This is a genomic window from Chryseobacterium sp. FR048, assembly GCF_056844665.1.
Genome location: NZ_JBXDSE010000002.1, coordinates 189,618 through 214,904, shown reverse-complemented (window position 1 = coordinate 214,904; position 25,287 = coordinate 189,618). Strand labels below are relative to the sequence as shown.

The window sequence follows — 25,287 nt, the reverse complement described above, 5'->3', positions numbered from 1 at the left end:
GCCTTACGAGTAGGAAACTAATAACTAATTAAATCATGGCAACTCAAAATTTACAATTGGCTTTCGTCGCCAATAATGGAAAGACGTATCCTCCAGATTCAGAAATTGGCAGGCAAATGGGTTATGTTACCTGGACTCCTTCCAAACTTAGAATTACATTATCAGAAAATAAAGGCGGAGAGCTTATATTAACTCAAAATCCTACTGAAAACCAAGGAAATTTAGACCTTCCCCAGGAATTCACCTCTCTGATTACTACTCCAAAAGTCCTTTTTTACGAAAATTTAGGAGCAAAGGGAGAAGAGCAATTAAAGATTACAATCAGCGAAGAGCAAAATGAAATTGAGGTTTATGTAGGAGGACTATTCCAGCCGGGCACGTTGTATAATGGTGCCAGTCCCCAACAAAAAGATATTACGATAAAAGCAAACATTAATGAATTTTCGGGCACGGTTGATACCATGATCCGTATTCGTAGAAATGCCAACCAGCTGACAGCAAAAGCAAAAAAAGACTATATACAGGCCTTATCCAATATCAATGAAAGGGATAAAGAAGGGATTGCCATCGGAATGTATTCCACTGACTTTTTCCAAATGCACGTCAAGGGTTCCAAGTCTATCGCCCATGGCAGCAGTGTATTTTTGCCTTGGCACCGCTTGTATTTATTAGATTTAGAACGTCAGCTGCAAAAGCATAATCCGGAAGTTTCTCTACACTATTGGAAGTTTGACGAGCCTGCTCCCCATATCTTTAAGGCAGATTTTCTTGGGGAAAGTGTTGTAAAAAGAGACCTGACGCCATTTATGACCGAAGGATTCAGTGAAAATTTTGCAAAATTCAATGAAGATAATCCTTTAAAGAACTGGGCTGTTGGCCGGGAAAAACTGATCCGCAGATTTACCTGGTTCAATAATCAGGAAGAACAATCCGGCTATAATAAAGGAGATGAAGATTTCTACTTAAAAAAAGAATATTTTGTTTACAACAGGAATGATGAGACCAAACGCACAAGGCTTGTCGTTGAGAAAGAATATGCTCCCGGATATTTTGGGCTGCCGGGTGTAGATGTCAATAATTTGGAATCATTTTCCTGGTTGGAGATCAATCCGCACGGAGAAGCTCATACAAGTATTAACGGCTTTTTAAATTATGTACCAACCGCTCCAAAAGATCCGCTGTTCTTTTTCCTGCATTCCAATGTTGAAAGATTTTGGGCAAAATGGCAAGTCATAGAAGATCGTTTTGAAGCACAAAATCCGGACGCCTATCCCAAATTCGATACAACAGACTGGAAGAATGTTGAAAAAGAATTATGGCCATGGGAAAAAACGAGTACGCCGAACCAATACCGAATGTTACCTCCGGGAAGCAGAGTGGAAAATTTCACAAAATCTATCACAGCAAGAATATTTGATCATAATATTCCTAAAATTGAAGATGCTATCGATGGATTTGGCAAAATAGAGATTCAGAATTACCTAGGTTTCGGATATGATGATTCAGCGCCATACTGCAACCAGTATATAGAAGCTCAGAATGAAAATACTTTTGGAAGGTTAACAGAATCTTTCCAGGCTATGCAGCCCAATACCGTGCACCAAAGAAACAAACAGGTTTTAGCAAAAATTGTTTCTGATAATCTTGATCTGGTGACCTCTTTTACCAGCGAAAACACTGCTTTAAGAGCATTTGGAAAAAGTGCTGTACGCTCGCAACTGCCAAGTGAATTTATTAATCTGGATGACATGACCCAGTATTATACAGACCTGAAATATCTGGAAGCGGTACACAATTATGATATAAGCCTTTTGGGAGAAGTAGAGCATCAGTTTGACATCATCAGGCTTAAGGTGACAGAAACAACCAGTATTTCAAAAGGTTTAATTGTATACATCCTTGCAGTCATCAACAATGAAAAGGTTCAGGATGATAACATTAAAAAATTCTTTGACCAATCAACCAATATTTTTGCCTTGATTAAAGATGAAGAATATTTGGATCTATTGATTACCCTGTTCACTTTCGCATCTAATACTGTCATCAGAAGTATCTGCAAAGAAAAAGCATCAAAAGAAACTTTTGACTTGATCCGGGATCAATCAAACAATGCTGGAGATGTAAGTATTGCCAATAAATACTGGGCTTTACAAAACCTCATCAATAATGCACTAGATACACAATCCTAACACAATCCTTATGTCTACTCTCGACCAACAGATAAAATCGCTTAGAAGTGAAACGTCTACAGACGATTTCGTTCGTTTGATTGATTTATTAAAAGTAACAGATCAAAAGTTTAATGGGCTGTTACTGGTAAATCTTTTATCAGAAAGACATATTATTTATAAAGACAGAAGCTCGCTTTCCTCTCAACGGATGCGGGCTTACCTCATTGAGGCATTCCATCATATCGGATTGCCTCAGCGGGGACTGCCGTATATTCTGGAAGAACTCGAAACCTCTTTCTATCCCTACACCGTTGCAGCAGCGGCCCGCGCTATCAGAGGGATGAAAGAACCACATTCCGGTGTAGCCGGTTTCTTATGCAAGAGTATTTACAATATATGGCAAGGCGATATAACGGTAAATTATTCTGCTTATGCAGCGCCATTTAATGAAGAAGAAAACACTTCTGCTCTGAAAGAGATTTTCGAGACATTGAAATGGCAACAGGGAACCGCCCAATATGTATTACCGGAATTATATCATATAGAAAGCAATTTATCAGATTATATCAATGCTAAAAACAAAGCGCTTTTAGCAGACTGTATTGTTGCTATAGAAGCTTCTGCTCAGCCAGATGATGACTGTTGCAGTATTCCTCTGGAAATTTATAATCAACGTGATAGTTCTCAGAATGCAAATACAGATATTGATCTGAGCGATATAGATTTAGAAGATCAAAATGGTACCGTTTTTAAATGGAATGAATATTTTTCAGGGAAATACACCATACTTTCTTTCTTTTATACCCAATGTCATAATCCACGGAAATGTATTCAAACGATATACAATCTGGTTGATATTCAGAAAGAAATAGCCCAAAATAAAGATTATTCCCATATTCAGACGGCTGCCATTACTTATGACCCTCTATATGATACGAGCAGTATACTTAAATCTTATGGGGAAAACCGCAAATTCAATTTTGATGATCACAATAAAATGTTCCGGGTAACTTCGGGCATGGAAGAAATGATAGAACAGTTAAATATTGGCGTCAATTATAAAGGGAACGCGGTGAATGTTCACAGAATTGAAGTGTATATCATTAATCCGGAAGGGAAAATTGAATGCTCCTTTTTGCGCTTTCAGGCGGATTCGAAATTGATTTTAGCTGAACTTGATAAAGTAATACATCCCGAAAAAAAGGAAGAAACTGTAGTAGAAAAACCTTCAGTTCTCAATAGAACCTCAACAGTTGTTCTCCCAATACTGATTGCGTTTTTCCCGAAATGTCCAATGTGCTGGGCGGCCTATTTAAATTTAATAGGATTGAGCAGTATTGTTTCCATTAAACACCAACCCTGGCTGATCTATGTATTTATAGGATTCGCAGTATTCAATTTAATTAATCTGTATCGGCTTTCAAAGCGAAGAAACGGGTTGCTTCCTTTTCATTTGGCTTTAATCGGAACATCGATATTAGGACTGAATTATTGGCTGGGCCTACATTCATCATTGTTGATACTGGGTATATCCTTAACCCTTTTGGCAACTTTATTGAATAGTTTAAGCTTCAAATTATACCACAAATTATTCTATTATCTGCGTGAACAGATAGTCCGCCACAGATATTCTTAATGCTAATTTTCTGGGTGTTTCCAAAATCAGGTTTCATTTTACATTTTTACTATATTATGTTAAATCATCCTGCAATAAACCTCTTTGGAAAGCCGTTTTCATGTTCAACAGTAAAAAATTCGTCGAATTCTCCTGATTGCTCTTCATAATAAAGGTTTAATTGGTTGAGAAAATGAGTAAGACTGAAAGCCATCACATTCCGGTCATTATCCCTGTTCCAAAATTCCAGGATCTGCCCTTTATTTCCTGTAAAAATACCTTTCAAATCATAACAGATATAACTTCCGCCACCATTATGAAAAACCGGAATCCAGTTTTCATTCCACCAGTTTTCCATCTCAAAATCAGTCTCAATCATCCCGGTCAGTTCCTGAGCAATCTCAAGAGCTTCTTCCAGAGGTATAAACATTGAATTATTCACAAAGGCTTCATAACAGACACTCTCCTGCCCGTTTTTCCACAGATACAAGATCTTCAGGTCTTCCGGAATCTGAATATTGTATTTCCTCTCAAGGCTTTGAATATCATAATCGTCTAAAGGAGGATTCAGATTGCTGTAAAATTCAGGCCTGAGTTTTTGTATATGTGAATTCAGTGTCTCGATTATTCTTTCCATCTCATTCTTTCTGTTCATTAAAAATATACAAAATCTTGTCACATGGCAACCTTTATCTTTTTAAAAGGAACTAATTTTACCTTAACCAAAAAATAATATAATATGAAACCTAAAATGATCTGGGCTAATCTGGCTGTTACCAATCTGGAACGTACCCAAAAATTTTATGAAGCTATAGGATGTACTCCCAACAATCCGCATACTTCTAATGAGCTGGTGAGCTTTTTTTTCGGAGAAAATAATTTTGTGATCCATTTTTTCCTGAAAAATATACTGGAAACCAATGTAAAAGGTGTAGCATTCGGTGATTCTCAAATCTCTAACGAAATCATATTTACACTTTCTGCCGAAAACGATGAACAGGTAAACCAATGGGCTGAAGAAGTTGAGAATGCCGGCGGAACCATTATTTCTAAACCTGAACGCTTTGGAAACCATTATTACGGTTTTGTCTTTGCAGATCCTGATGGACATAAATTTAATGTCTTCAAAATGTAAAGATCCTGAAATATTACCTTAAATTTCATTTTCGCCCATAAATCGGGTGTATTTTCAGTCAGATAGCATAGGTACTGAATGGAAATACACTGGTTTTATGGGCTTTTTATGAGTTTTCTGTTTTTAGGCTAAAAAGGTCTTGTTTTTCATAAAATATTTACCCTTGATGATTTTATTTCATAGTTTTATAACATCAGAATTGTAAGAACCCTATGGATTATCAAACATTTCAGCCTCATGCTGAGCTGGCCCCCCTGATAAAATGCTACTGGACATTGGAGAGCCCAAAGGAAGACATCCCTCAGTCACAGACCATTGTCCCGGATGGCTGCATGGAAATGATCTTTCATTATGGAGATCTCTACAGGCAATATATTGATGGAGAAGCTATTGTACAACCACGAAATTGTGTTTTCGGGCAGCTTACCGAACCTTTGAAGATTGAGCCCACAGGGATTACCGGAATATTTTCAGTCCGCTTCCATCATGAAGGTTTTCTTCCATTCACAACCATTCCTATAAAAGAAATGGACGATCAGGCTGTTCCATTAGAAAAACTATTCGGAGCAGCCGGAACCGAGTTGGGGGAAAAGGTATTCCACTCCAAAACAATCCGGGAAAAAATGCTTTTGTTGTTGGTTTGAGAAATAAACTATCAGAAAGATATTCAGAATTTACTGATAGCGAAATTCTAGCAACCCAAACAAAAGCTGCAATATAAAGTGATTAATTATCTATGTATTAATAGTAAAAGATAAAACAAATTCTATACTAACCTTTTGCTTAAAATTGCAAAAGGTCTTTTTATTAAAAATCAATAATTTTCTCAAAAAAACTTGCGTAGCTAAATAACTACACATATATTTGTAGTCAAATAACTACATAATGAATTTAAGAAGAGATGTATTCCAGGCGATTGCAGACCCTACCAGAAGATCTATACTGATGCTGGTGGCTGCACAATCTATGACTGCAGGAGCCATTGCTTCCAATTTCGATACCGCAAGACCTACCGTTTCCAAGCATCTTCAGATCCTTACAGAATGTGAACTGCTGAGATCGGAACAAAACGGCCGTGAAATTATTTACCACCTCAATCCCAATAAAATGAAAGAAATAGCCGATTTTATAGAGCCATTCCGTCAAATGTGGGATGAGAAATTCAATAAGCTGGAAAGTGTGATGAAGGCGTATCAGGAGAAAAATACGTGATGCGGGATACGAGGTACGAGTTATGAGGTGCGTGTTGTTGAGTTTCGGGATTCGGGGTTTTAGCAATATAAGTTTACAAATAAAAAACCAAATAAAAGCCCTTTACTCGTATCCTCAACCTCAATAACTCGAATTCGCACCACGAAAAACAATAACACGTACCTCGGATCACGAAACTCAACAACCCGCATCCCGTACCACGAATCTCGCACCGCCAAAACCCAAAACCCTCAAAATATGGAACTTAAAACAAAAATCCACGCAGAAGACAGCAAACAGGAAATCTTTATTATCAGAGAATTTGATCTTCCTGTAGAACTGCTTTTCAAAGCGTATACAGAAGCTGAACTTTTCGAACAATGGATGGGAACCAAAGTGACCAAGTTTGAAAACCACCCCCACGGAAGTTACCGTTTCGAAACTTCAAATCCTCAAGGAGAAGTGATGTTTAGCGCCAATGGAACCATTCATGATATTGTTCAGAATGAAAAAATTATAAGGACTTTTCAAATGGAAAACACCCCCTTTCCACCACAGATTGAGTTTTTAGAATTTGAAAAACTAACGGATACCACTAGCAAAATCACCATTCAAACCATTTATAAATCTGTAGACTTCAGAGATCAGCATCTGAAAATGCCTTTTGCGCAGGGAATTAATATGGCGCATAATCGTTTGCAGGAAATGTTTAATGGGGTACGGGTTTCGGGTTTCGAGGAGTAAATCTTAAAATTATTATCGTTTAGCCATCTCGGACCTCGTATCCCGCCCCCCTAAACCCAACACCCATGAATACAAAAGTTGATTTTTTCTTCGATAAAGCCACCCAATGGAAAGAAGAATTTGAAAAATTAAGAACCATTGCTCTAAGTACCGAATTGGTAGAAGATTTAAAATGGGGCTGCCCTTGCTATACTTATGAAGGGAAAAATATTTTCTTAATTCACGGATTTAAAGAATATTGTGCCCTACTCTTTTTTAAAGGAGCTTTGATGAAAGACCCTGATCAGATTTTGATTCAGCAATCTGAAAATGTACAGGCAGCAAGGCAAATCCGTTTTACAGACCTTCAACAGATTAATGATCTTGAAAGAGAACTTCGGGCCTATATGTTTGAAGCTGTTGAGATTGAAGAATCCGGAGCTAAGGTTGAAATGAAGAAAACCAAAGATTTTGAAATGGTTGAAGAGTTTCAAAATAAACTGGATCAGGATGCCCCATTAAAGGAAGCTTTCGAATCTTTAACACCAGGCCGTCAAAGGGCTTACCTACTCCACTTTTCCTCTGCCAAGCAATCTAAAACCCGGGAATCAAGAATAGAAAAATGTATTCCCCAGATCCTCGAAGGAAAAGGCCTTAACGACTAATCACAAAACATAATCAATATGGAAACATCAAATCAATCTGAAAAAAGAAAAAGAATCATCTATTGGGTTTTTACCCTTTGGATGTCACTAGGGATGGTCTCTACAGCTATTGTTCAGCTTATGAAGAATAAAGATGAGCTTGCCAATTTCACCAATCTTGGCTATCCGGCTTACCTTATGACCATCATTGGAGTATGGAAGCTTCTCGGGGTCATTGCCATACTTATTCCGAAACGTTTATTATTAAAAGAATGGGCTTATGCCGGATTTTTCTTCGTAATGTCTGGCGCTGTAATCTCACATCTTATTGTGGGAGATATTGCCGGAAGAACATTTCCTGCTGTCTTGCTGCTTGTTCTGGTTATTATTTCATGGTATTCTCGACCAGCTAACAGAAAAATTACTATTATTGAAAAATAATTTTGAATAGTAAAGTCGTTTAAAAGTAATTTTATCGGAGATAAAATCTTTGCGCCTTAAAAATATTCTCAGCCTTTAAGACCTCTTGCGCCTTTGCGATTTAAACAACAGGAACCCACTCTTCAAAAGAACAAACAGTAAAACAAAATTTAATATGAAAAAGAAATCCTTAACTCCCGAACAAAGCAAAGCTCTTCTGGAAATCCTGAAAAACCGTTTTGAAAAAAATATGTTCCGCCACAAAGGACTAAAATGGGAAAAGATTCAATCTAAACTGGAATCCAATCCTGAAAAACTATGGTCTTTAAACGAAATGGAAGAAACCGAAGGCGAACCGGACGTTGTAGATTACAACCAAAAAACAGATGAATACCTCTTCTTCGACTGTTCCCCGGAAAGCCCAAAGCGCAGAAGCCTCTGCTATGATTACCCTGCCTGGGAATCAAGAAAGGCCAACAAACCGGAAAGCAACGCTATTGATAAAGCTTCAGAAATGGGCATTGAAATCTTAACTGAAGAACAATACCGCCACCTTCAGGAACTTGGAAAATTTGACCAGAAAACTTCCAGCTGGGTACAGACACCTTCTTCTATCCGGGAGCTTGGAGGAGCCGTTTTCTGCGACAGACGATACAATACGGTATTCTACTATCATAACGGGGCAGATTCTTATTATGCTGCGAGAGGGTTTAGGGGGAGTTTGAGGGTTTGAGAGTATTAGTGGGAAATAAAAATCAGAGATTTTTCAAAGCTTATGTGTACTTCTTATACGTAAAGCATATCACTTAAAAAAAATAAAGGGTTTAAAGACTTTTGTGACTTTTATGGTTTAAACTAAACCACAGATTTACACAGATAAACAACCCTATAAGTTTAATTATTTTACTTAAAACCCAATATTTAAAAATTTATTTTTGAAATAAAACCTTTTTAAGTTTATATCCTCTTTTTAATGCTTTATGCTATAAAGACTGCATCATAGGCACGCATTGATTTTCCAAGTTAATCAATGATAATGTTAAACTACTAAAAGCTCTGTATAATTTACCAGTATTCTCACTTTAATATTCTAAGAAATTTTAAATGTATACTCATCATAAACAGTATTAATAAGTTGTTCTGAATTGATGTTCCTTGAAAAAATAGGATAATGGAAGCGATCCAGCTTATTAAGGATACGGATCAGTTCCATCTTTTCTGCGTGGGTAAGATTTCCTGCAACAATATTGGTCGCCTGGCGGATCTTTTCCATTTGGTTTTCCAGGATCTGCAGTCCTCTTTCAGTAATACGGATCAGTTTACTTCTTTTATCCAGATCAGAATCTGTCTGCTCAATAAGTCCCTGACGAAGAAGTCTGGTAATGATGAGCATCCCTACAGGTTTATCATGAATGTTTTTTTTGATAAGCGCCATCTTCGTCATCTCACCGAACGCTTTCAGATTGATGAGATAGATAAAATCTTCCTGGGTGGAAAATTCAGAATCCAGGATGGCAGACTTTGAATAGGTCTTAGCATACCGGTTCAGATGAACAAGCAATGTACTTATTGCACTTTCCGGCGTTCTTCCATTTTCCTTACCCTCCCAGTAGGGTTCTTCGGAATGATTTCTCTGTTCTGTATTCTCCTTATCAGAAATCCATGCTTTAAAGCCTTGAACTGTCCCCGGATATAAATCAGGAGAAGCCTGGACTTCGTTTTCGAATTCCTGCAACAAGTCTATAAAATCTTTAATAAGTGTATAATTCATATCCGCTAAATAGTTTACAAAAATACCTAATTTCCAAAAGAATTGCGCAATAATATACTCAAAACTAGACGAAATAAAATTGATCGAGCTGTTCTTCACACAAGGTCCGGATCACTTCAATCCACCGATCCTCGTCATTCAGGCAAGGAATATAGGTGAAGTTTTCGCCCCCAGCTTCCAGAAACTGCTCTTTTCCTTCAACCGAAATTTCTTCCAGGGTTTCCAGGCAGTCTGAAACAAAAGCAGGACAAACTACTGCAAGGTTTTTAATTCCTCTTCCCGGAATGGTTTCTAATGTATGATCGGTATACGGTTCTATCCATTTATCTTTTCCTAATCTGGACTGAAAAGAAACAATGACTTTATCTTTCGGCAATTCAAGTTTCCTGATGACAGATTCGGTCGTATTAAAGCATTGGTGACGATAGCAAAACGAATGGCTGGGATGGTTATCTTTATAACAGCAATCATTCATATTGCAGGTTTTTGTAGGATCTGTTTTGTAAATATGCCGTTCGGGAACACCATGATAGGAAAACAACAGCGCATCAAAGTTTTGAGGAAGTTTTTCCCTGATGCTTTCCGCGAGGCAATCGGTATACAGATCCCGGTTATAAAAAGGCTGCACATAATTGATTCTTACACCGGGGAATTTCTTTTTTCTGATTTCTTCTGCTTTTTCAATCACGGTTTCGGTGGTACTCATTGCATATTGCGGATAAAGGGGAAACAGTACAATTTCTGTGATTCCTTTTTCAACAAGATTCCTGATGCCGGTTTCAATGCTTGGTTCTGCATATCTCATGCCTATTTCCACAGGTACATCCACCAGATTCTGCAGCTTCTTCTGGATCTTTTTTGTGATCACAATAAGTGGAGATCCTTCGTCTGTCCATACGGTTTTATAAGCTTCTGCTGATTTTGCTGGTCTGGTCTTTAAAATGATTCCCTGAACGAGAAGTGCCCGGAAGATCCAGCGATAATCAATTACTTTTTCATCCATCAGGAATTCATCCAGATATTCCTTTACATCTTCTACAGCAGTGGATCTCGGAGAGCCAAGATTGATTAATAAAATTCCTTTTTTTGCCAATGTTATTTATTTTATTCGTGAATAGTATATGACGTGTTATTCCGCCAGGGCTTCTTTATAAGTAGTTAATGCTCTTTCTCTCGCTTTTGTGTGTTCTACAATGGAGTTTTCCCTGTAATCTTCAGGGAGCCACTTTCTGATGTACTGAGCGTCTTTATCAAATTTCTTTGTCTGTTCGTAGGGATTGAATATTCTGAAATAGGGAGCCGCATCACAGCCACAGCCTGCAGCCCACTGCCAGTTTCCGTTATTGGCTGCCAGATCATAGTCTAACAGTTTTTCAGCAAAGTAAGCTTCGCCCCATCTCCAGTCAATCAGAAGATGCTTGGTAAGGAAGCTTGCCGTAATCATTCTTACGCGGTTGTGCATAAATCCGGTTTCATTCAGCTGCCTCATTCCTGCATCTACAATAGGATAGCCTGTTCTCCCTTCGCACCATGCTTTAAATTCTTCTTCGTTGTTTCTCCATGCAATATTTTCATATTTTGTTTTAAAACACTGGTGGACAACCATTGGAAAATGATACAGAATCTGCATAAAAAACTCTCTCCAGATAAGTTCATTAAGCCATACTTCATTATGTTTAGCAGCATACTGTACACATTTCCTTACCGAAATGGTTCCAAAACGAAGTGCTATACCCAGGTGCGTGGTATGATCCATTGCAGGAAAGTCCCTGTATTTTCCGTAAGAATCTATTACCTGACTGTTCAGTTCAGGTTTTATGTAATGAAGATCCGTTTTTTCAAATCCGATTTCGTTCAGTGAAATGATCTCTGGAGATCCGTTATAGCTGACAAAATGGCTTTCGCTGAGCGTAAAAGTTTCTATATTTTTCAGATTTTCTTTCCATTTTTTTGAGTATGGGGTAAAAACTGTATAGGGAGAAAGGTCATTTTTTAGAATATCATTTTTTTCAAATATGACCTGATCTTTGAAATCTATCAGCTGAACATGATGCCCCTGCAGGAAATCAGCGATCTGCCGATCCCGTTTTATTGCCTGCGGCTCATAATCCCTGTTACAAAAAACCCGATCTACCTTAAAATCCTGGATTATTTTTTTAAAGGCTTCGATTGGAGTGCCATGATAAACATACAGTCCGCTGTTATGGCTTTTCAGTTCTTTGTGAATCTGCTGTAATGCCTGATGGATATAGTCTACCCTTCTGTCCCTTTTATCCTGAAGCTGATCCAGTATTTCGGTATCAAATATAAAGACAGGAATAACCTTTGTTCCTGCATTCAGGGCATGATGTAGCCCCGTATTGTCTTCCAGCCTGAGATCCCTCCTGAACCAAAAAATATTCACTTTATCCATGATCTGTCTTAAAAAAGATATAGTCTTTGTTATTTTAATTTAAATACAAATATACTACTAAATAGCAAAAAAGTACATTTATAAACCAAATATTTTAAGACGGCATAAAACTTGTTTAAAATAAATAAGGCATAAAATAATAGTTATGGACCCTATAAAAACCGAACAGCTACATTTAACCAGAGATAAAAAATATATTGATGATTACTTCAGTTTGGTTATAAAAAAGGATTTGAATATGGATGTTGATGTCTGCAATGAGTACGTTGTTGTGCATAATATTGTTTCAAAGAAACTTATTCTTGTGAAAACATTTTCGGAGATTACGCTGGAAAACCCCGATCTTTACTTTTTATTATCTTCTTTGATTCAGCATGTTAACACCTGTTCACTTACAAAAACCCAGATTATATCCGCATTGGAGAACCAATAAAAAAAACTCTCAAAATCTGAGAGTTTTATGATGATGTATAAGCCCGGCATTTCCTACACCTTTGCTTCTATATGTTTAGCAACCATTAGTTCCAGATCATCCAGGTTAAAAGGCTTTGAAACATAGTCATCTGCCTGTGCTTCTGATGCCAAAGCTACAATATCATTATTAGCTGTAACATAAATGACCGGAATATGCTTAAATTCTTCAGTACTTTTAAGCAGTTTCGTAGCTTCCACCCCACCAATTTTAGGGATCCAGTTATCCATTAAGATAACATCCGGCTGATAGTCTGCCACTTTCTCAAGGATATCGTGTGACGTCTCTGAGATTCTGACATCGTATCCGTTTTCTTCAAATATAATGGTGATCACTTCTAAAATAGTTGTATCATCATCAAAAATTAAAATCTTCTTTTTACTCATATTATTTAGATTATTCTATTCTGAAATATTACAATTGTTTTATATAGTTCGCTAAAGTATGGGGAGTGATTATTAAATCATAATCAATTTCCTCTATAGCATGTCTTGGCATATACTCTACTTCTGCAGTTTCCGGATCCTGGATCCAGGCTTTTCCCTTATATTTTTTTATATAACCAAGCCCTTCTACTCCGTCGGCATTAGCTCCTGATAAAAGGACACCAATCACGTTTTCGCCGTAAATCTCTGCTGCAGACCTGAATGTCACATCTATGGAAGGACGGGAATAATTCATTTTCTCAGAACTGTCTAATGACATATTTTTATGATCCTCAAACAACAGATGATAATCTGCTGGAACAAGATATATGGTATTCTCCTCAAGTTCTGTCTTATCTTCAATTTCTACAACGGCTATTTGGGTAAACTGTTGCAGTAAAGTCCGTAGAACATCCCCGGATTGTGCTTTGCGATGGATCACAAGTACAATGGGAACAGGAGTCATATGATCCAGATTTTTGATCATTTCTATAATGACCTGTAAGCTTCCCGCTGATCCTCCTATAACAATTAATTCTGTATTGGTTTGTGATTTCATAACCGCAATTATTAATGGTGGTCAATTTTTTTCCAGATCTTCTGATCTTCAACCTGATGATAATTTTTTTCAATAGTAGAAAATCGGAGTGTTTCTTTTGCGCCCAATGCGAGAAAACCTAAATTCTCCAGACTGTTATCGAAAAGCCTGAATACCCTTTCCTGCAGCTCCCTGTCAAAATAAATCAATACATTTCTGCACAAAATCAACTGAAAGCTATTAAAAGAACTGTCTGATACAAGATTGTGTGTTGACAAAATTAACTTTTCCTGCAGGCTTTTATCAAATCTTACGCTGTCATAATTGGCCGTATAGTAATCAGAAAAATCTTTGATTCCTCCGGAAAGTATATAGTTTTCTGAATACAGTTTCATCTGCTGTAGTGGAAAGATCCCTGCTCTGGCCGTTTCTAGAACGGCAGGATTCAAATCGGTACCATAAATCAGAGATTTACTGTAAAGGCCTGCTTCTTTCAGGAGAATGGCTACAGAATACGCTTCTTCTCCGGTGGAGCATCCTGCAATCCATATCCGGATCAGCGGATAGGTACCCAACTGTGGCAGAATCTTGTCGCGCAATGTTTTGTAAAATGAGGGATCCCTGAACATCTCCGTAACATTTACTGTAACTTCTTCTACAAAACGTTTTAGATATTCTGTATCATTCATAATAGTGTATCTGAGCTCTGCAAAACTCGTAAAGCGATCTAAAAGACATATGCGGTTTACTCTTCTTTTGAATGAAGCTCTGCTATAACCGGAAAAGTCATAGCCATACATATCATACACATCTCTGATAAGATATTCTATTTCTTCATCTTTTACGATACTTGGTTCCAGCATTATGAAAGTTTTTCTATTGCTTTTATTAACAGATCTACATCAATGGGTTTTGATACGTAATCATCAGCTCCTGCCTCTAAGCATTTCTGACGATCTTCAGCCATTGCCTGTGCCGTGACGGCAATTACAGGAACGTGTTTGATTTCGGGAGTATTCCTTATCATTCTGACAGCTTCATAGCCATCTATCCCGGGCATCATCATGTCCATCAGAACAATATAAGACGTGCCGGCTTTCAGTATTTCTAAAGCTTCCTGAGCCATGGTAGAGGATTCAACTGCATATCCACGGGCTTTAAGGGTCAGTTTCAATGCAAATATATTGCGTGGGTCATCATCCACGATTAAGATTTTCTTTTTCATCAGAATTTTATCTGTTTAACTTTCATATAACCAAACACGAAGAAGTGATAATAACTGATCTATATCTACAGGTTTTGAAATATAGTCAGAAGCTCCTGCAGTGATACATTTTTCACGTTCTCCAATCATTGATTTGGCTGTGATCGCAATGATAGGCAGTCTTTTAAATGCCGGCATTTTTCTTATTTCCTTAATGGTTTCATAGCCATCCATTTCCGGCATCATCATATCCATCAGGATCACATCTACATCAGAATGATGGTGAATTTGTTCAAGAGCATGTTTTCCGTCCATGGCTACAATTACTTCTGCTTTATATTTTTCCAACGCTTTGGTTAAAGAAAAAATATTGCGTACATCATCATCTGTAATGAGTATTTTTTTTCCACTCAGCACTTCTTTTAACGAGCCCAGCATTCTGCCTCTGTTATTTTCAGCGGATTCATTTTTTTCTTCTACGAGATGTAAGAATAAACCCACTTCGTCTAAAACCCTCTGATAGGAATGTGCTGTTTTCACAACAATAGAGTCTGCATATTGCTTTATTTTGAGTTCTTCTTCTTTTGATAAATGGTGTTCGGTAAAAATAATAATCGGAAGGTTCTCAAGTCCTTCATAGCTTTTGATTGACTCTATCACATGGTAATCATTTCCTTTTTCACCTCCCACATCCAGGATAACACAATCAACAAGATCGGAAGTCAGCGCTTTAACACTATCTTCAACATTATGTTCTACTGATAAGGAAATATTAAAATTGCTCAGAAAATAAGACAAAGCATCAGCATGTTTGGCATTTTCTTCAACAATCAGAACTTTTTGAGTTCCTTTTTGTAATGCTTCTTCAATTTTCCTGAATACATCAGTCATTTTATCCAAAGCCACAGGCTTGCTGATGAAGTCTACCGCCCCTTTCATAAGACTTTCTTTTTTCACATGCAGGGCAGACATCATATGTACCGGAATGTGTTTAACGAGTGTATCAGACTTAAGTTCGTCCATAACCATCCACCCATCTTTTACGGGCAGCTGAACATCCAGTAAAATAGCATGTGGATGATACTGCTGAGCTGCTGAGAGAGCATGATCACCTCTTACCACTACAATCCCTTTATAGTTTTGTAAATGGGCATATTTCAATAAAGCTTTTGCAAAATTGGTATCATCTTCTACAATCAGAATAATCTTGTCTCCGTTCTGAATATTATCGCGGTCATCTGCAACCTCTTCGGGAATTTCCAAAGTGTTTGTAGGAATGCTTTCCTTTTCATCAAGAATATTCTGAATTTCTTCTACATCTTCGCGGATGATTTCTACCAGATCCTGATCGGTTTCAGACGGAATAACATCATTTACAGGATGTACAGGAATCATGAAACTGAATTCACTGCCCTTATTCACCTCGCTTTTCAAAGTCAATTCACCCCCTAAAAGTTTTGCAATTTCACGGCTTATTGAAAGGCCAAGCCCGGTACCTCCAAATTTTCTTTTTGTAGATCCGTCAGCCTGCTGGAATGCTTCAAAAATAATTTTCTGCTTATCTTCTGCAATTCCTATCCCTGTATCTTTTACTGAAAATAGCAGAAAATCTGGTTTTTCTGAATGTTTTCTGATATGTAAGTCAATACTTCCTTTTGTGGTAAATTTCAAAGCATTAGACAACAGGTTTCTTAATACCTGATCAATTCTGAGACGGTCACTTTCAATAACTTTCTGTACGTCTGAATCTATAAGAATATTGAATGGAAGTTCTTTTTCCTGAAATACAGGGTTGAAAAGACTTTTCAGATCTTTTATGATGTCTTCAATAATAACTTCCTGATATTCCAGGGTCATTTTACCGGATTCTATTTTTGCCAGATCAAGAATTTCATCGATTAAGGTTAACAGACTGGTTCCTGAGCTTTGAATAACTCTGGCAGACTCTACCTGATCTTCATTAAGGTTTTCATCCGGATTTTCAGCCATTAGCCTTGATAAAAGAAGGATTGAATTAAGCGGTGTACGCAATTCATGGGACATATTGGCTAAAAATTCAGACTTATATTTGGTGCTGAGCGCCAGTTCTTCTACCTTTTTCTGGATCTCATTGTTGCGTTCTGCAATTAAATGATTTTTTTCTTCCAGCAACCTTGAGCGTTCTTCCAGTTCTGCATTAGCCTGCATCAGCTCTTCCTGCTGTACTTTGAGTTCTTCTTCTGAAGCCTGAAGTTTCTGGGTCTGAGCTTCCAGTTCAGTATTGAGATTTTCAAGCTCAGAGTGCTGCACTTGTAATTCTTCAGACTGCGCCTGTGTTTCTTCTAAGAGTTGCTGTTCTTTTTCTCTTCCTTTTGCTGCATTCAGGGCTATACCTATATTAATACTACATTCTTCAAAATAGCTGATTCTGTCGTCATCAAAATTAGAGGTAGATCCCAGCTCCAGCACTCCTATCACATGTCCATCTGCAAAAACCGGTATAAGAATAATCCCGTAGATTTTGATGGTACTGCTGGCAAAAGTTACTACAAAATCATCTTCATGAAGATTATTGTACACTTGTGTTGTAGCGTTCAGGAAAGCCTGGCCCACCATTCCTTCACCCGGTTCAAAAGTTCTTTTCATATTGGCTTCCAGCCCGAATGCTTTATTGAGTTTCAGAATACCTTCGTCAAAAAGATATAATGATCCGTTGATGCAGTTTCCATACTCAATCAACTGATGTAAAGCTTTATTGGAAACTTCCTGTACCGATTTATTCCCTACCAGGGATTCATTCAGCAAAGCAAGTCCTTTCTGGCGCCAGTCACTTTTATTAATTTTATCAAAAGATATTTTTAATGATTCTGTCATATGATTCAGGGATTCTACAAGATCACCCAGATCATCCTCTGCATTATCTACAGCTTTCTCACTGTAATCTCCATTGGCGACTCTGTTCGCAATTTTCTGAATAGCACTTACACGGCGGGTCATTTCCTGGTCTTTGTCTCTCAGCATTTTCTCCAGCTCATCTCTTCTGATAAGGTCTGCACGCATTTTAAAATAGAAAAATGCTGTCACCACAATTGCAGCTAATGCAGAAAAAACAATAAAGATCACCGTTGTTTCTGATGAGCGCGTAAGATCTTTATTTTTAATTTCAACCTGGCTCTCCTCATATTGTACAAAGTCTCTTACAATTTTACGGCATTCATCCATATAGGCTTTGCCAGTAACAATCTGCTGCTGAGTCATTATAATTCCTCTTCTCCTGTTTTCCACCAGGTTTTTCAGATTATTCATTACCTGACTGACTGCTATTTTTAATACGGCAAGCCTTTCCTGCTGGTTTTTATCCTGCACGCCCAATGATTCTGCCAGCACTAAAGCTTTAGAATATTCTCTAACGCCCCGTTTGTAAGGTTCCAGAAAATCTTCTCTACCGGTCAGCTGATAGCCTCTGTTTCCTGTTTCTGCATCCAGCAGGGCCACCAGAATATCTTTAACAGCGGTTACAGAACGTCTGCTTTGGGAAAGGCTTTCACGGTGATTCATCTGATTTTGAATACTCCAGTATGAAGCCACTGAACTTGCGATTAAAATCAAAAGCGAAAAGCCTATTCCGATCTGAAGATTTCGTATAATTTTTTTCGGCATGAAAATTAATTTAAAGGTAGGGTAAAATAAAATGTAGAGCCTTCGTCTACGATACTGGAAACACCCACGCTTCCATGATGCTGCTTGATGATTTCAGCACATATGAACAATCCGATTCCCATTCCCTGAAACTGTAATGAGGATTCTTCCACACGATAGAATTTTTTAAATACTGCATCCTGTTTAAAATCCGGTATCCCGATTCCAAAATCAGTCACATTTACTCTTACTTCCTGGGCTTCATGATCTACAAAGGTGGTCACAATCACCTGATTATTATTGGGTGAATATTTGATGGCGTTGGTCAGAAAATTAATCAGTACCTGCTCAATACGGATCTCATCCAAAGGAATTAAAATATCAGGTTTTGTTCCGTGGCGCTCAATTTTTACCTGTTGCTCATCATGGGTCTGTAGGATGGTTTCAATGGCGTTACTGATCACACTTTCCAGATTAACCGGCTTTTTATTGATTTTCAGTTTTCCATTTTCAATTTTTGATACATCGAGAAGGTCTGTGATGAGGGTATTCAGCTTTTCAATCTGCCCCTGAACTTTTGTAACAAATCCTGCTTCGGGACTGTCTTTGTTTAGTTTCAGTTTTCTTTCTAATAACTGAACATATGCTTTAATACTGGTAAGAGGTGTTTTTAATTCATGGCTTGCAATGCTTAAGAATTCATCTTTTTCCTTTTCTACTTTTTTCTGATCGTCAATATCTGTAAATGTTCCTACCCAGTTTTTGATACGGTCTTCATCATATACAGGTGTTATTCTCAGTAAATGATAACGGTAATTGCCTGAAACCCTATTTTTAATTCTGATCTCTAATTCGAGTGCTTTTCCTTTTCTCATGCATCTATCCAGTTCTTCTCTGATATTGTGATCATCAGGATGGGTTTCGGGAAAGCTCTGTTCTTCTTCAGAATACTGATACCATTTGCCATTCACAAAATCAACGATACCGTCCTCATTCAGGGTAAATGCAATCTGAGGAAGGGATTCCAGCATGAGATGAAAATGATCAATCTGAGACTTCATCGTTACCTGAGATTCTCTTCTTCCTTTCACTTCCAGTTCCAGATTCTGCTGTGTTTTTTTCATTGCCATATTCTGTTCCTGAAGATGATAGAACGTTTTGACCTTAAGCAGAAGAATTTCAGGATCTACAGGCTTGGTTACGTAATCTTTGCCACCGGAAGCATACCCTTGGGTGATGAATCTTTTATCTGTATTAACAGCGGATAAAAATATAATAGGTACATCTTTGGTCTTGCTGTAATCGGCAAGTGTTTCTGCAACTTCAAAGCCGCCCATGTCAGGCATCTGAACATCTAGGATAATTAAGGCATAGTCATTTTTCAGTGCTTTCCCCAGAGCCTCCTCCCCGGAGCCGGCCGTTTCAACCTGAAAATCTTTAGATTCGAGTAATTTTTGCAGTGAATAAAGATTACTTTGGTTGTCATCAACAATTAAAATCATAGAAGTTAAAATCAATAATTAGTTACAGATACTTTAACTTCAAAAATACTCACAATATTTGAAAAAACAGCAATTTTTACATGATTATATCTGAGGATTTGATACCACATTTTATGAAAAAAAATATGAATGGCATAAGGATTGAAATCGTTTATCAGATGTAAGAAAACACAGTCTAATTTTCAGAAAAAAATAAAGCTATGAAAAAGACAATAAGCTGTATGAATATCGATGTAAAAACTCTTTACTTGTTTGGGGGTGAAACTATTATCTATAAACCCAAAGAATTCATTTTTAAAGAGGGTGAACATTCACAATATTATTTTCAGATTATCAGCGGCAAAGTAAAGCTGAACACGTTTACTGAAAACGGGAAAGAATTTATTCATAACATCCTTGGCAAAAATCAAAGTTTTGGAGATCCACTTCTCTTTATCGAAAAGCTTTATCCTACCAATGCTGTAAGTTTACAGACTACAGAATTAATCAGAATGCCTAAAAGTAATTTCATAGAAATGCTTAAAAATCATCCTGATCTTTCTATGGAAATGAATTTGTGCTTATCACAAAGGTTATATTATAATAGTTTAATGATCCGTAATATGGCATCAGCAGATCCTATCCAGCGCCTTAAAGGATTATTGGATTATCTGAAAAGTTATCATGACGGAGACTGCCAGCAGTGTTTTCCTATAGAACTTACCCGCCAGCAAATTGCTGATCTTACAGGATTGAGGGTAGAAACGGTGATCAGAACCGTAAAAAAGATGGTGAACAATGAAATAATAAAACTGGAAGGCCGCAGAATTCTATATTAAAATTTCCAGCCACTTTTCCTGTTATTGTATTGAAAATATTAAGTATCAAATCAAGAAATTAGAATATAAATACACTACCAACAACAATAAAGACCGGAACTTCTCAGTTCCGGTCTTTATCGATTAAACTACCATTAATTGGTTTTCTTTCTCCATTCTGCTTTTACATCTTCAGCGGCATCTTTAGTCTTTTCCCATGCCTCATCTGCTTTGTCCTTAATATCTTCCCAGGCATCAGACACATTTGACTTTACTCTGTCTAACCAGTCTTCCTGCGTAGCTTCCTGATCATTATCTCTTTTTTCATTGATATAATCTTTCGCTTTATCCGCCAGTTCACTGATCTTCCATTTTGCATTATCAGCTGCATTTTTTAAAGAGTTTTCTGTTTCATTAACTGCATTTTCCGCTTTGTTGTAATCTGAATTGTTCATAATATAATATTTTAGTAATTGGTATATAAATAAACAACTTCTATACCTAAAATATTATTGTAAATGTTAAAATTTCATAAATTATCAAATCACCATTTACGATAATTAAATCATATCCAGCATTGGTTAAATTTTGTAACAAATTAGGCTGCTGTCCCATAATAAGTTGCACATCATTTCCTCCGTTTAGGTCATTCCAGAAAACATCTGATTCCTGTTGCTTCCTTCAAACCAATCGCTCTCCATAATCGTTGTATTGGGATCAAAATTCCAATGGACATTTGACAAGGTTTAAAATTTTCCCCTGTAAACTTTCATTCTAGAAATTATACACTTAATATAAGTGGTTCAATCCAGGCACATACAATCTCCACCACTTCCGAATTCTAAAGTTATTTTTTGATATTACTTCCTGTCGCAGCAGTAATACTTCTATAGGCTCGTTCTCTCCTTAGTTAGCATCATCCATTTAATTCTGGGGTCATCTGGCAGCTTTTCAATCTCACTTCCTAGCATAAAAATTGATAAAGTCAAGATAGGAGATTCAATTAAATACCACACGAAAATATAGCACCCATTTCATAATACATTATTTCAAAATTAGGTATTACTACTGAATTATTTTTAAAAAAATTACATTAATATTGTTTTTATGACAAACTTAAAAAGTTATGTTTTATAAAATGGAAATTTTAAAATAGTGTAATATTTTTTTTTAGAATCACCCTGGTTATAATTAAAGAATGTTATTGCAATTTTAAAAAGATAATCAACTAATAACTCAAAAAACTAATAACATGAAATTAAAATTCAAAAAACTAATGCTTTTGAGCATAACGACAGGTACTATTTTCAGCCTTATTTGTTGTAAAAAATCTATAGAGTCTATAGAAATGAATAAAAATGATAAGGAGTCTATAGACCATTTTGAGAAAAAGTATTTTTCAAATTATAACAAATCATTCATCCCCGATACAGATGATAATAATCTATGGAAAAATGATACTTTAGTTATAACCAAAGAAGATTCTGCGAGAGCATTTCACACTTGGTCCTGGCAAAAATATTTGCATTTAACACAGACCATTAAAGATTCAAAAAATGAAAAAACTCAAAATGGTTTGCCATTGTTCCTGGATGATTCAAAGAATATTTTTCAAATTACGGAATACGGAGAACCTGTATATCATGAGAATAAATCAGCTTTAAAATTATTTGCATTTCATCAGGCAGGCAGTGACCATCCTGTATTAAAATCAAACACAGACTTTGCTGGGATTTCTGAAGATTATACTGTTTTTTATTCGATACATATGAATAAAATTATGTATGATCAGATGGTTAAAGCGACATCTTCTGCTATAGAGAAAGTAAAAAAAGGGATTACAAATATAAGCGATTCAACAGAGGCCTATAATAATTATTCATTAGAACTAAAGGCTGCCTGGGTAGATCTTAATGCAATTCCTAAAGATAAACAGAAAAATTATCTGATTGTAAATAATGTACCACAAATAAAAAAAGCTTATTTAAACAAATTAGATTCTCTCACCAGAAAAAATGATTATACTAATATAAATCTAATCATTAATAATCCTCTAAACTATCAAAATATACCCGCTGTCGCTCTTGTTGGTTTACATATCGTTGGCAAAGTAGAAGGGTTTCCAGAAATGCTTTGGGCAACTTTTGAAGGTCAGGATTTAGCTCCAGATAATCTAAATAACTTAACTGATTTGAATTCGAAACAAAGACACAGATTCAAACCAAATACAAATAACAGTCAGCCAATTGCTAAAACAGAAACCGATTTTTTATTATTTAAAAAAGGCGAACTTAGTGCAACAGATTCTCTGAATGCTATTAAGTTTGATACCTCAACTAAAAAAGGTAAAATAGCTGATAAAGCATATCGTAAATATCCATTAGGTATATCCCAAAAAAAATATGATCATCCAAATAATTCTGAATATAGAAGACATGCTGATCTTGCTAATGAATTAAATAAAAAAGCACTTAATAAAAGTGAAATTAAGCAATACTATAACGGTAATATATGGCTAGCAATGCTTAATAGCAAGGAGTCTAGAAATGTAGATGTTTATCAGCAATTTAACACAGGAAATTTAAAATTGGCTGGAAGTCCAAATGCGACAAATATTACGATGGAAACGTATCATCAAAATACCACCTGTTTCTCTTGTCACGGAATATCAAATTTTTCATTAGATCCTAAAAAAGATATTCAATACAGAACCTTACTAAATGTGAGTCATATATATGCAGCTTATTTTGCCGATGCATATAGAAAGAAAGATCAATCAAAAAACAAGATATTGCTAAATATCAATGATATAACATCTTTAAATGAATTGATCAAAACTCAAAACGAACAAAAGTTAGAAGCAACTTTTAAATAAAAAATAAATCTCCTGTTGTTTCAAATAACAACAGGAGATTTTTTCAAACCAGAAATCATGAATAGCATTTTTTGATTTTAAGTTAATATCATTTATTTGTCGAACGGACTTTTTTTATCCTGTTTTACCCAGATAAGTTTTGATGTATCATAACCGATCTCCCGAGCCCTGGTGATAAAATTCTGTTTTACATTTTCAGGAATAGTCTTTTCACGGGACAGAATCCAGAGATAGTCTAAGTTTTTCCCGGCAATCAATGCGTATTTATAATCTTCCAGCGCAACTACATTATATCCGGCATAAAAAGGCTTGAAAAAGCTTACTTTAAGTGCTGCAATATCCTTATCTCCTCTGAATTTCGCGGTACCATTAGCAGATACCCACCTGTTCTTTTTAAAATTATATCCGCTGTTGACCACATTCACGCTTCCATCTGCATTAAGGCTGTACTGAGCGATTGCATTATCAAGATCTTTTTCAAAATGATAATCGAATCTTGCTATTTCATACCATGTACCTAAATATCGGTTGACATCAAACTGACTGACAGGCTGAGCTTTTTCAGGCATAGAGGAACAGGAGGTCATACTATTCATCAATACGAAGCTTAGCAATAGGGTAAAAATTATTCTATTTTTCATTTTCAGTTATTTTTTTAAAGAAATAAATATTGAGTAAAAACTGACTGTAACCGTAAACAGCATCTTCAACAGGGATAGTCCCCATTCTAATTCCTAAAAAGTCATCAGGGTTATAATTAACAACAGGTGAAGGAATTAAAGAACCTGTAAGGATTCCATTCACTGCAAAAAATCCGGGCATCAAAATCAGGTAAACAAAACTGGCTTTTCCCAACCATTCTTTTTGAGCAATAAAATGCAGATAGCAAAGTGTAGCTATCGTTACGATCACTGTAAGCAAAGTATATATTCTTTCATAATAAAGCAGCCCTACAACAGCAAGAACGATAACAGATGCAAATACAATGAGATTATTAAAAGCATCAGTCCAGCCAAGGGTAAAATACTTTTCCAGACAATAGTAAGTAAAAACACATGCGAAGGGAATACAGTAAAAGAACAGCCATTCTTCTACGGGAAGTCCTGCTATTTTAAATCCCAAGGTATAATTGAGATCAAACCACCATACTCCTTTTGCCGTGAACCATATATCCCAGGCAATAAAAGGAATTGCTACAATGGTAGACGACAGCAGGAATTTCCCGAAAAGTTTATTAAACTGTATCCGTCCGTCAAAAGAAGCCAGAAAGCAGATAATGACCGTGAAAAAATTAATCAGTATGTAAGTATAAGGCATCATTTTTTATTGAAATACAGTTTAAAATATTTAACAGGAACCCACAGAAAGCCGAAACATTCCCCTTCTTCTTTTCCCAGATGTTTGTGATGCTGCTTATGAGCACGTCTTATGGCAAGGAAGTACGGATTCTTTGTTTTGGTAAAAATCTTCGCTCTCTGATGAATAAAAATATCATGCACAAAGAAATAGGCCATCCCGTAAAGACTGATTCCCAGACCGATAAAAAACCAATAACTGAAATCCTGCTGTACTCCCAGATATAATAAGGCAATAGCCGGGCTTGCAAAAATGAAAAAGAACCAATCATTTCTTTCAAGTTTGCCATCTTGGCTATGATCATGATGATCCCGGTGCAGAATCCATAGAAAACCATGCATAATATACCGATGGATCAGCCAGGTAGCGCCTTCCATGGCAATAAATACCCCCAAAACGATCAGAACATTCATTTTA

Annotated in this window: 26 protein-coding genes; 12 read left to right on the top strand and 14 right to left on the bottom strand. The window is 36.5% G+C overall.

Annotated features, from left to right (window positions below):
• Positions 1-35: 35 nt before the first annotated feature.
• Together AC106K_RS05895 and AC106K_RS05890 are read left to right on the top strand one after the other, a co-directional pair.
• Complete coding sequence (locus AC106K_RS05895) at positions 36-2,189, top strand: tyrosinase family protein (RefSeq protein ID WP_482443703.1); 2,154 nt, start codon at positions 36-38, stop codon at positions 2,187-2,189.
• Positions 2,190-2,199: 10 nt separating this feature from the next.
• The gene (locus AC106K_RS05890; protein ID WP_482443702.1) at positions 2,200-3,807 is read left to right on the top strand and encodes an SCO family protein; all 1,608 of its coding nucleotides are present in this window, start codon (positions 2,200-2,202) and stop codon (positions 3,805-3,807) included.
• A gap of 64 nt (positions 3,808-3,871) precedes the next feature.
• Here the strand turns inward: AC106K_RS05890 and AC106K_RS05885 are convergent, their stop codons facing one another.
• A complete protein-coding gene (locus tag AC106K_RS05885) occupies positions 3,872-4,423 on the bottom strand; it encodes an SMI1/KNR4 family protein (RefSeq protein ID WP_482443700.1) in 552 nt (183 codons plus the stop codon).
• Between the two features lie 102 nt (positions 4,424-4,525).
• On the opposite strand from AC106K_RS05885, the gene AC106K_RS05880 reads away from it, so the two are divergent.
• The 7 genes from AC106K_RS05880 to AC106K_RS05850 all read left to right on the top strand — a co-directional run bounded on the left by AC106K_RS05880 (position 4,526) and on the right by AC106K_RS05850 (position 8,632).
• Positions 4,526-4,921, top strand: coding sequence for a VOC family protein (locus AC106K_RS05880; RefSeq protein WP_482443699.1), 396 nt, complete (start codon positions 4,526-4,528; stop codon positions 4,919-4,921).
• Positions 4,922-5,133: 212 nt separating this feature from the next.
• A complete protein-coding gene (locus AC106K_RS05875) occupies positions 5,134-5,565 on the top strand; it encodes a DUF6597 domain-containing transcriptional factor (protein ID WP_482443697.1) in 432 nt (143 codons plus the stop codon).
• 241 nt (positions 5,566-5,806) lie between these two features.
• Positions 5,807-6,133: an ArsR/SmtB family transcription factor gene (locus AC106K_RS05870; RefSeq protein ID WP_482443695.1), complete on the top strand. Its 327-nt coding sequence runs from the start codon at positions 5,807-5,809 to the stop codon at positions 6,131-6,133.
• 237 nt (positions 6,134-6,370) lie between these two features.
• Complete coding sequence (locus AC106K_RS05865) at positions 6,371-6,856, top strand: SRPBCC family protein (protein ID WP_482443693.1); 486 nt, start codon at positions 6,371-6,373, stop codon at positions 6,854-6,856.
• A gap of 65 nt (positions 6,857-6,921) precedes the next feature.
• On the top strand, positions 6,922-7,500 hold the full coding sequence (locus AC106K_RS05860; protein ID WP_482443692.1) for a YdeI/OmpD-associated family protein: 579 nt from the start codon (positions 6,922-6,924) through the stop codon (positions 7,498-7,500).
• Between the two features lie 18 nt (positions 7,501-7,518).
• Positions 7,519-7,920, top strand: coding sequence for a DoxX family protein (locus tag AC106K_RS05855; RefSeq protein WP_482443691.1), 402 nt, complete (start codon positions 7,519-7,521; stop codon positions 7,918-7,920).
• A 154-nt stretch (positions 7,921-8,074) separates the two neighbouring features.
• Positions 8,075-8,632, top strand: coding sequence for a DUF4256 domain-containing protein (locus tag AC106K_RS05850; protein ID WP_482443690.1), 558 nt, complete (start codon positions 8,075-8,077; stop codon positions 8,630-8,632).
• A 357-nt stretch (positions 8,633-8,989) separates the two neighbouring features.
• On the opposite strand, the gene AC106K_RS05845 is transcribed toward AC106K_RS05850, so the two are convergent.
• The 3 genes from AC106K_RS05845 to AC106K_RS05835 all read right to left on the bottom strand — a co-directional run bounded on the left by AC106K_RS05845 (position 8,990) and on the right by AC106K_RS05835 (position 12,083).
• Positions 8,990-9,670: a MarR family winged helix-turn-helix transcriptional regulator gene (locus AC106K_RS05845; RefSeq protein WP_482443689.1), complete on the bottom strand. Its 681-nt coding sequence runs from the start codon at positions 9,668-9,670 to the stop codon at positions 8,990-8,992.
• 64 nt (positions 9,671-9,734) lie between these two features.
• Complete coding sequence (hemH, locus tag AC106K_RS05840) at positions 9,735-10,763, bottom strand: ferrochelatase (RefSeq protein WP_482443688.1); 1,029 nt, start codon at positions 10,761-10,763, stop codon at positions 9,735-9,737.
• 36 nt (positions 10,764-10,799) lie between these two features.
• Complete coding sequence (locus tag AC106K_RS05835) at positions 10,800-12,083, bottom strand: cryptochrome/photolyase family protein (RefSeq protein WP_482443687.1); 1,284 nt, start codon at positions 12,081-12,083, stop codon at positions 10,800-10,802.
• Positions 12,084-12,228: 145 nt separating this feature from the next.
• Between AC106K_RS05835 and AC106K_RS05830 the strand changes: the two genes are divergently transcribed.
• Positions 12,229-12,516: a hypothetical protein gene (locus tag AC106K_RS05830; protein ID WP_482443686.1), complete on the top strand. Its 288-nt coding sequence runs from the start codon at positions 12,229-12,231 to the stop codon at positions 12,514-12,516.
• A 53-nt stretch (positions 12,517-12,569) separates the two neighbouring features.
• Here the strand turns inward: AC106K_RS05830 and AC106K_RS05825 are convergent, their stop codons facing one another.
• From AC106K_RS05825 to AC106K_RS05800, 6 genes are read right to left on the bottom strand one after another with little or no spacing between them, the layout of a single operon-like run.
• A complete protein-coding gene (locus AC106K_RS05825; RefSeq protein WP_482443685.1) occupies positions 12,570-12,941 on the bottom strand; it encodes a response regulator in 372 nt (123 codons plus the stop codon).
• 28 nt (positions 12,942-12,969) lie between these two features.
• Entirely contained in the window at positions 12,970-13,539 is a 570-nt protein-coding gene (locus tag AC106K_RS05820) for a chemotaxis protein CheB (RefSeq protein ID WP_482443684.1), read from the bottom strand.
• An 11-nt stretch (positions 13,540-13,550) separates the two neighbouring features.
• Positions 13,551-14,381, bottom strand: a complete 831-nt coding sequence (locus AC106K_RS05815) for a CheR family methyltransferase (RefSeq protein ID WP_482443683.1) — start codon at positions 14,379-14,381, stop codon at positions 13,551-13,553.
• Positions 14,381-14,743 carry a response regulator gene (locus tag AC106K_RS05810; protein WP_482443682.1) on the bottom strand — a complete coding sequence of 121 codons (363 nt, stop codon included), beginning with the start codon at positions 14,741-14,743 and terminating at the stop codon, positions 14,381-14,383. The genes AC106K_RS05815 and AC106K_RS05810 overlap by 1 nt, the downstream gene beginning before the upstream one ends.
• Before the next feature lie 15 nt (positions 14,744-14,758).
• Positions 14,759-18,361, bottom strand: coding sequence for a response regulator (locus AC106K_RS05805; protein ID WP_482443681.1), 3,603 nt, complete (start codon positions 18,359-18,361; stop codon positions 14,759-14,761).
• Between the two features lie 5 nt (positions 18,362-18,366).
• Entirely contained in the window at positions 18,367-19,842 is a 1,476-nt protein-coding gene (locus AC106K_RS05800; protein WP_482443680.1) for a hybrid sensor histidine kinase/response regulator, read from the bottom strand.
• A 200-nt stretch (positions 19,843-20,042) separates the two neighbouring features.
• Here AC106K_RS05800 and AC106K_RS05795 point away from each other — a divergent pair, with 200 nt between their 5' ends.
• Positions 20,043-20,660, top strand: a complete 618-nt coding sequence (locus AC106K_RS05795) for a Crp/Fnr family transcriptional regulator (protein WP_482443679.1) — start codon at positions 20,043-20,045, stop codon at positions 20,658-20,660.
• Between the two features lie 134 nt (positions 20,661-20,794).
• On the opposite strand, the gene AC106K_RS05790 is transcribed toward AC106K_RS05795, so the two are convergent.
• Positions 20,795-21,094, bottom strand: a complete 300-nt coding sequence (locus AC106K_RS05790) for a DUF883 domain-containing protein (RefSeq protein WP_082126100.1) — start codon at positions 21,092-21,094, stop codon at positions 20,795-20,797.
• A 797-nt stretch (positions 21,095-21,891) separates the two neighbouring features.
• On the opposite strand from AC106K_RS05790, the gene AC106K_RS05785 reads away from it, so the two are divergent.
• Positions 21,892-23,514, top strand: coding sequence for a hypothetical protein (locus AC106K_RS05785; protein ID WP_482443678.1), 1,623 nt, complete (start codon positions 21,892-21,894; stop codon positions 23,512-23,514).
• Positions 23,515-23,606: 92 nt separating this feature from the next.
• Here the strand turns inward: AC106K_RS05785 and AC106K_RS05780 are convergent, their stop codons facing one another.
• Genes AC106K_RS05780 through AC106K_RS05770 form a run of 3 tightly spaced genes read right to left on the bottom strand, consistent with a single transcriptional unit; the run spans position 23,607 to position 25,283 of the window.
• Entirely contained in the window at positions 23,607-24,155 is a 549-nt protein-coding gene (locus AC106K_RS05780) for a lipocalin family protein (protein WP_482443677.1), read from the bottom strand.
• Positions 24,145-24,834, bottom strand: a complete 690-nt coding sequence (locus AC106K_RS05775; RefSeq protein WP_482443676.1) for a lycopene cyclase domain-containing protein — start codon at positions 24,832-24,834, stop codon at positions 24,145-24,147. Before AC106K_RS05775 ends, AC106K_RS05780 begins: the two co-directional genes overlap by 11 nt.
• Positions 24,831-25,283 carry a sterol desaturase family protein gene (locus AC106K_RS05770; protein ID WP_482443675.1) on the bottom strand — a complete coding sequence of 151 codons (453 nt, stop codon included), beginning with the start codon at positions 25,281-25,283 and terminating at the stop codon, positions 24,831-24,833. Before AC106K_RS05770 ends, AC106K_RS05775 begins: the two co-directional genes overlap by 4 nt.
• Positions 25,284-25,287: the final 4 nt, after the last annotated feature.

What these genes read in the sequence shown, in the direction of transcription:
- AC106K_RS05895 (WP_482443703.1), top strand. Translation starts at nt 36, where the DNA reads ATGGCAACTCAAAATTTACAATTGGCTTTCGTCGCCAATAATGGAAAG.
- AC106K_RS05890 (WP_482443702.1), top strand. Translation starts at nt 2,200, where the DNA reads ATGTCTACTCTCGACCAACAGATAAAATCGCTTAGAAGTGAAACGTCT.
- AC106K_RS05885 (WP_482443700.1), bottom strand. Translation starts at nt 4,423, where the DNA reads ATGGAAAGAATAATCGAGACACTGAATTCACATATACAAAAACTCAGG.
- AC106K_RS05880 (WP_482443699.1), top strand. Translation starts at nt 4,526, where the DNA reads ATGAAACCTAAAATGATCTGGGCTAATCTGGCTGTTACCAATCTGGAA.
- AC106K_RS05875 (WP_482443697.1), top strand. Translation starts at nt 5,134, where the DNA reads ATGGATTATCAAACATTTCAGCCTCATGCTGAGCTGGCCCCCCTGATA.
- AC106K_RS05870 (WP_482443695.1), top strand. Translation starts at nt 5,807, where the DNA reads ATGAATTTAAGAAGAGATGTATTCCAGGCGATTGCAGACCCTACCAGA.
- AC106K_RS05865 (WP_482443693.1), top strand. Translation starts at nt 6,371, where the DNA reads ATGGAACTTAAAACAAAAATCCACGCAGAAGACAGCAAACAGGAAATC.
- AC106K_RS05860 (WP_482443692.1), top strand. Translation starts at nt 6,922, where the DNA reads ATGAATACAAAAGTTGATTTTTTCTTCGATAAAGCCACCCAATGGAAA.
- AC106K_RS05855 (WP_482443691.1), top strand. Translation starts at nt 7,519, where the DNA reads ATGGAAACATCAAATCAATCTGAAAAAAGAAAAAGAATCATCTATTGG.
- AC106K_RS05850 (WP_482443690.1), top strand. Translation starts at nt 8,075, where the DNA reads ATGAAAAAGAAATCCTTAACTCCCGAACAAAGCAAAGCTCTTCTGGAA.
- AC106K_RS05845 (WP_482443689.1), bottom strand. Translation starts at nt 9,670, where the DNA reads ATGAATTATACACTTATTAAAGATTTTATAGACTTGTTGCAGGAATTC.
- AC106K_RS05835 (WP_482443687.1), bottom strand. Translation starts at nt 12,083, where the DNA reads ATGGATAAAGTGAATATTTTTTGGTTCAGGAGGGATCTCAGGCTGGAA.
- AC106K_RS05830 (WP_482443686.1), top strand. Translation starts at nt 12,229, where the DNA reads ATGGACCCTATAAAAACCGAACAGCTACATTTAACCAGAGATAAAAAA.
- AC106K_RS05825 (WP_482443685.1), bottom strand. Translation starts at nt 12,941, where the DNA reads ATGAGTAAAAAGAAGATTTTAATTTTTGATGATGATACAACTATTTTA.
- AC106K_RS05820 (WP_482443684.1), bottom strand. Translation starts at nt 13,539, where the DNA reads ATGAAATCACAAACCAATACAGAATTAATTGTTATAGGAGGATCAGCG.
- AC106K_RS05815 (WP_482443683.1), bottom strand. Translation starts at nt 14,381, where the DNA reads ATGCTGGAACCAAGTATCGTAAAAGATGAAGAAATAGAATATCTTATC.
- AC106K_RS05810 (WP_482443682.1), bottom strand. Translation starts at nt 14,743, where the DNA reads ATGAAAAAGAAAATCTTAATCGTGGATGATGACCCACGCAATATATTT.
- AC106K_RS05805 (WP_482443681.1), bottom strand. Translation starts at nt 18,361, where the DNA reads ATGCCGAAAAAAATTATACGAAATCTTCAGATCGGAATAGGCTTTTCG.
- AC106K_RS05800 (WP_482443680.1), bottom strand. Translation starts at nt 19,842, where the DNA reads ATGATTTTAATTGTTGATGACAACCAAAGTAATCTTTATTCACTGCAA.
- AC106K_RS05795 (WP_482443679.1), top strand. Translation starts at nt 20,043, where the DNA reads ATGAAAAAGACAATAAGCTGTATGAATATCGATGTAAAAACTCTTTAC.
- AC106K_RS05790 (WP_082126100.1), bottom strand. Translation starts at nt 21,094, where the DNA reads ATGAACAATTCAGATTACAACAAAGCGGAAAATGCAGTTAATGAAACA.
- AC106K_RS05785 (WP_482443678.1), top strand. Translation starts at nt 21,892, where the DNA reads ATGAAATTAAAATTCAAAAAACTAATGCTTTTGAGCATAACGACAGGT.
- AC106K_RS05780 (WP_482443677.1), bottom strand. Translation starts at nt 24,155, where the DNA reads ATGAAAAATAGAATAATTTTTACCCTATTGCTAAGCTTCGTATTGATG.
- AC106K_RS05775 (WP_482443676.1), bottom strand. Translation starts at nt 24,834, where the DNA reads ATGATGCCTTATACTTACATACTGATTAATTTTTTCACGGTCATTATC.
- AC106K_RS05770 (WP_482443675.1), bottom strand. Translation starts at nt 25,283, where the DNA reads ATGAATGTTCTGATCGTTTTGGGGGTATTTATTGCCATGGAAGGCGCT.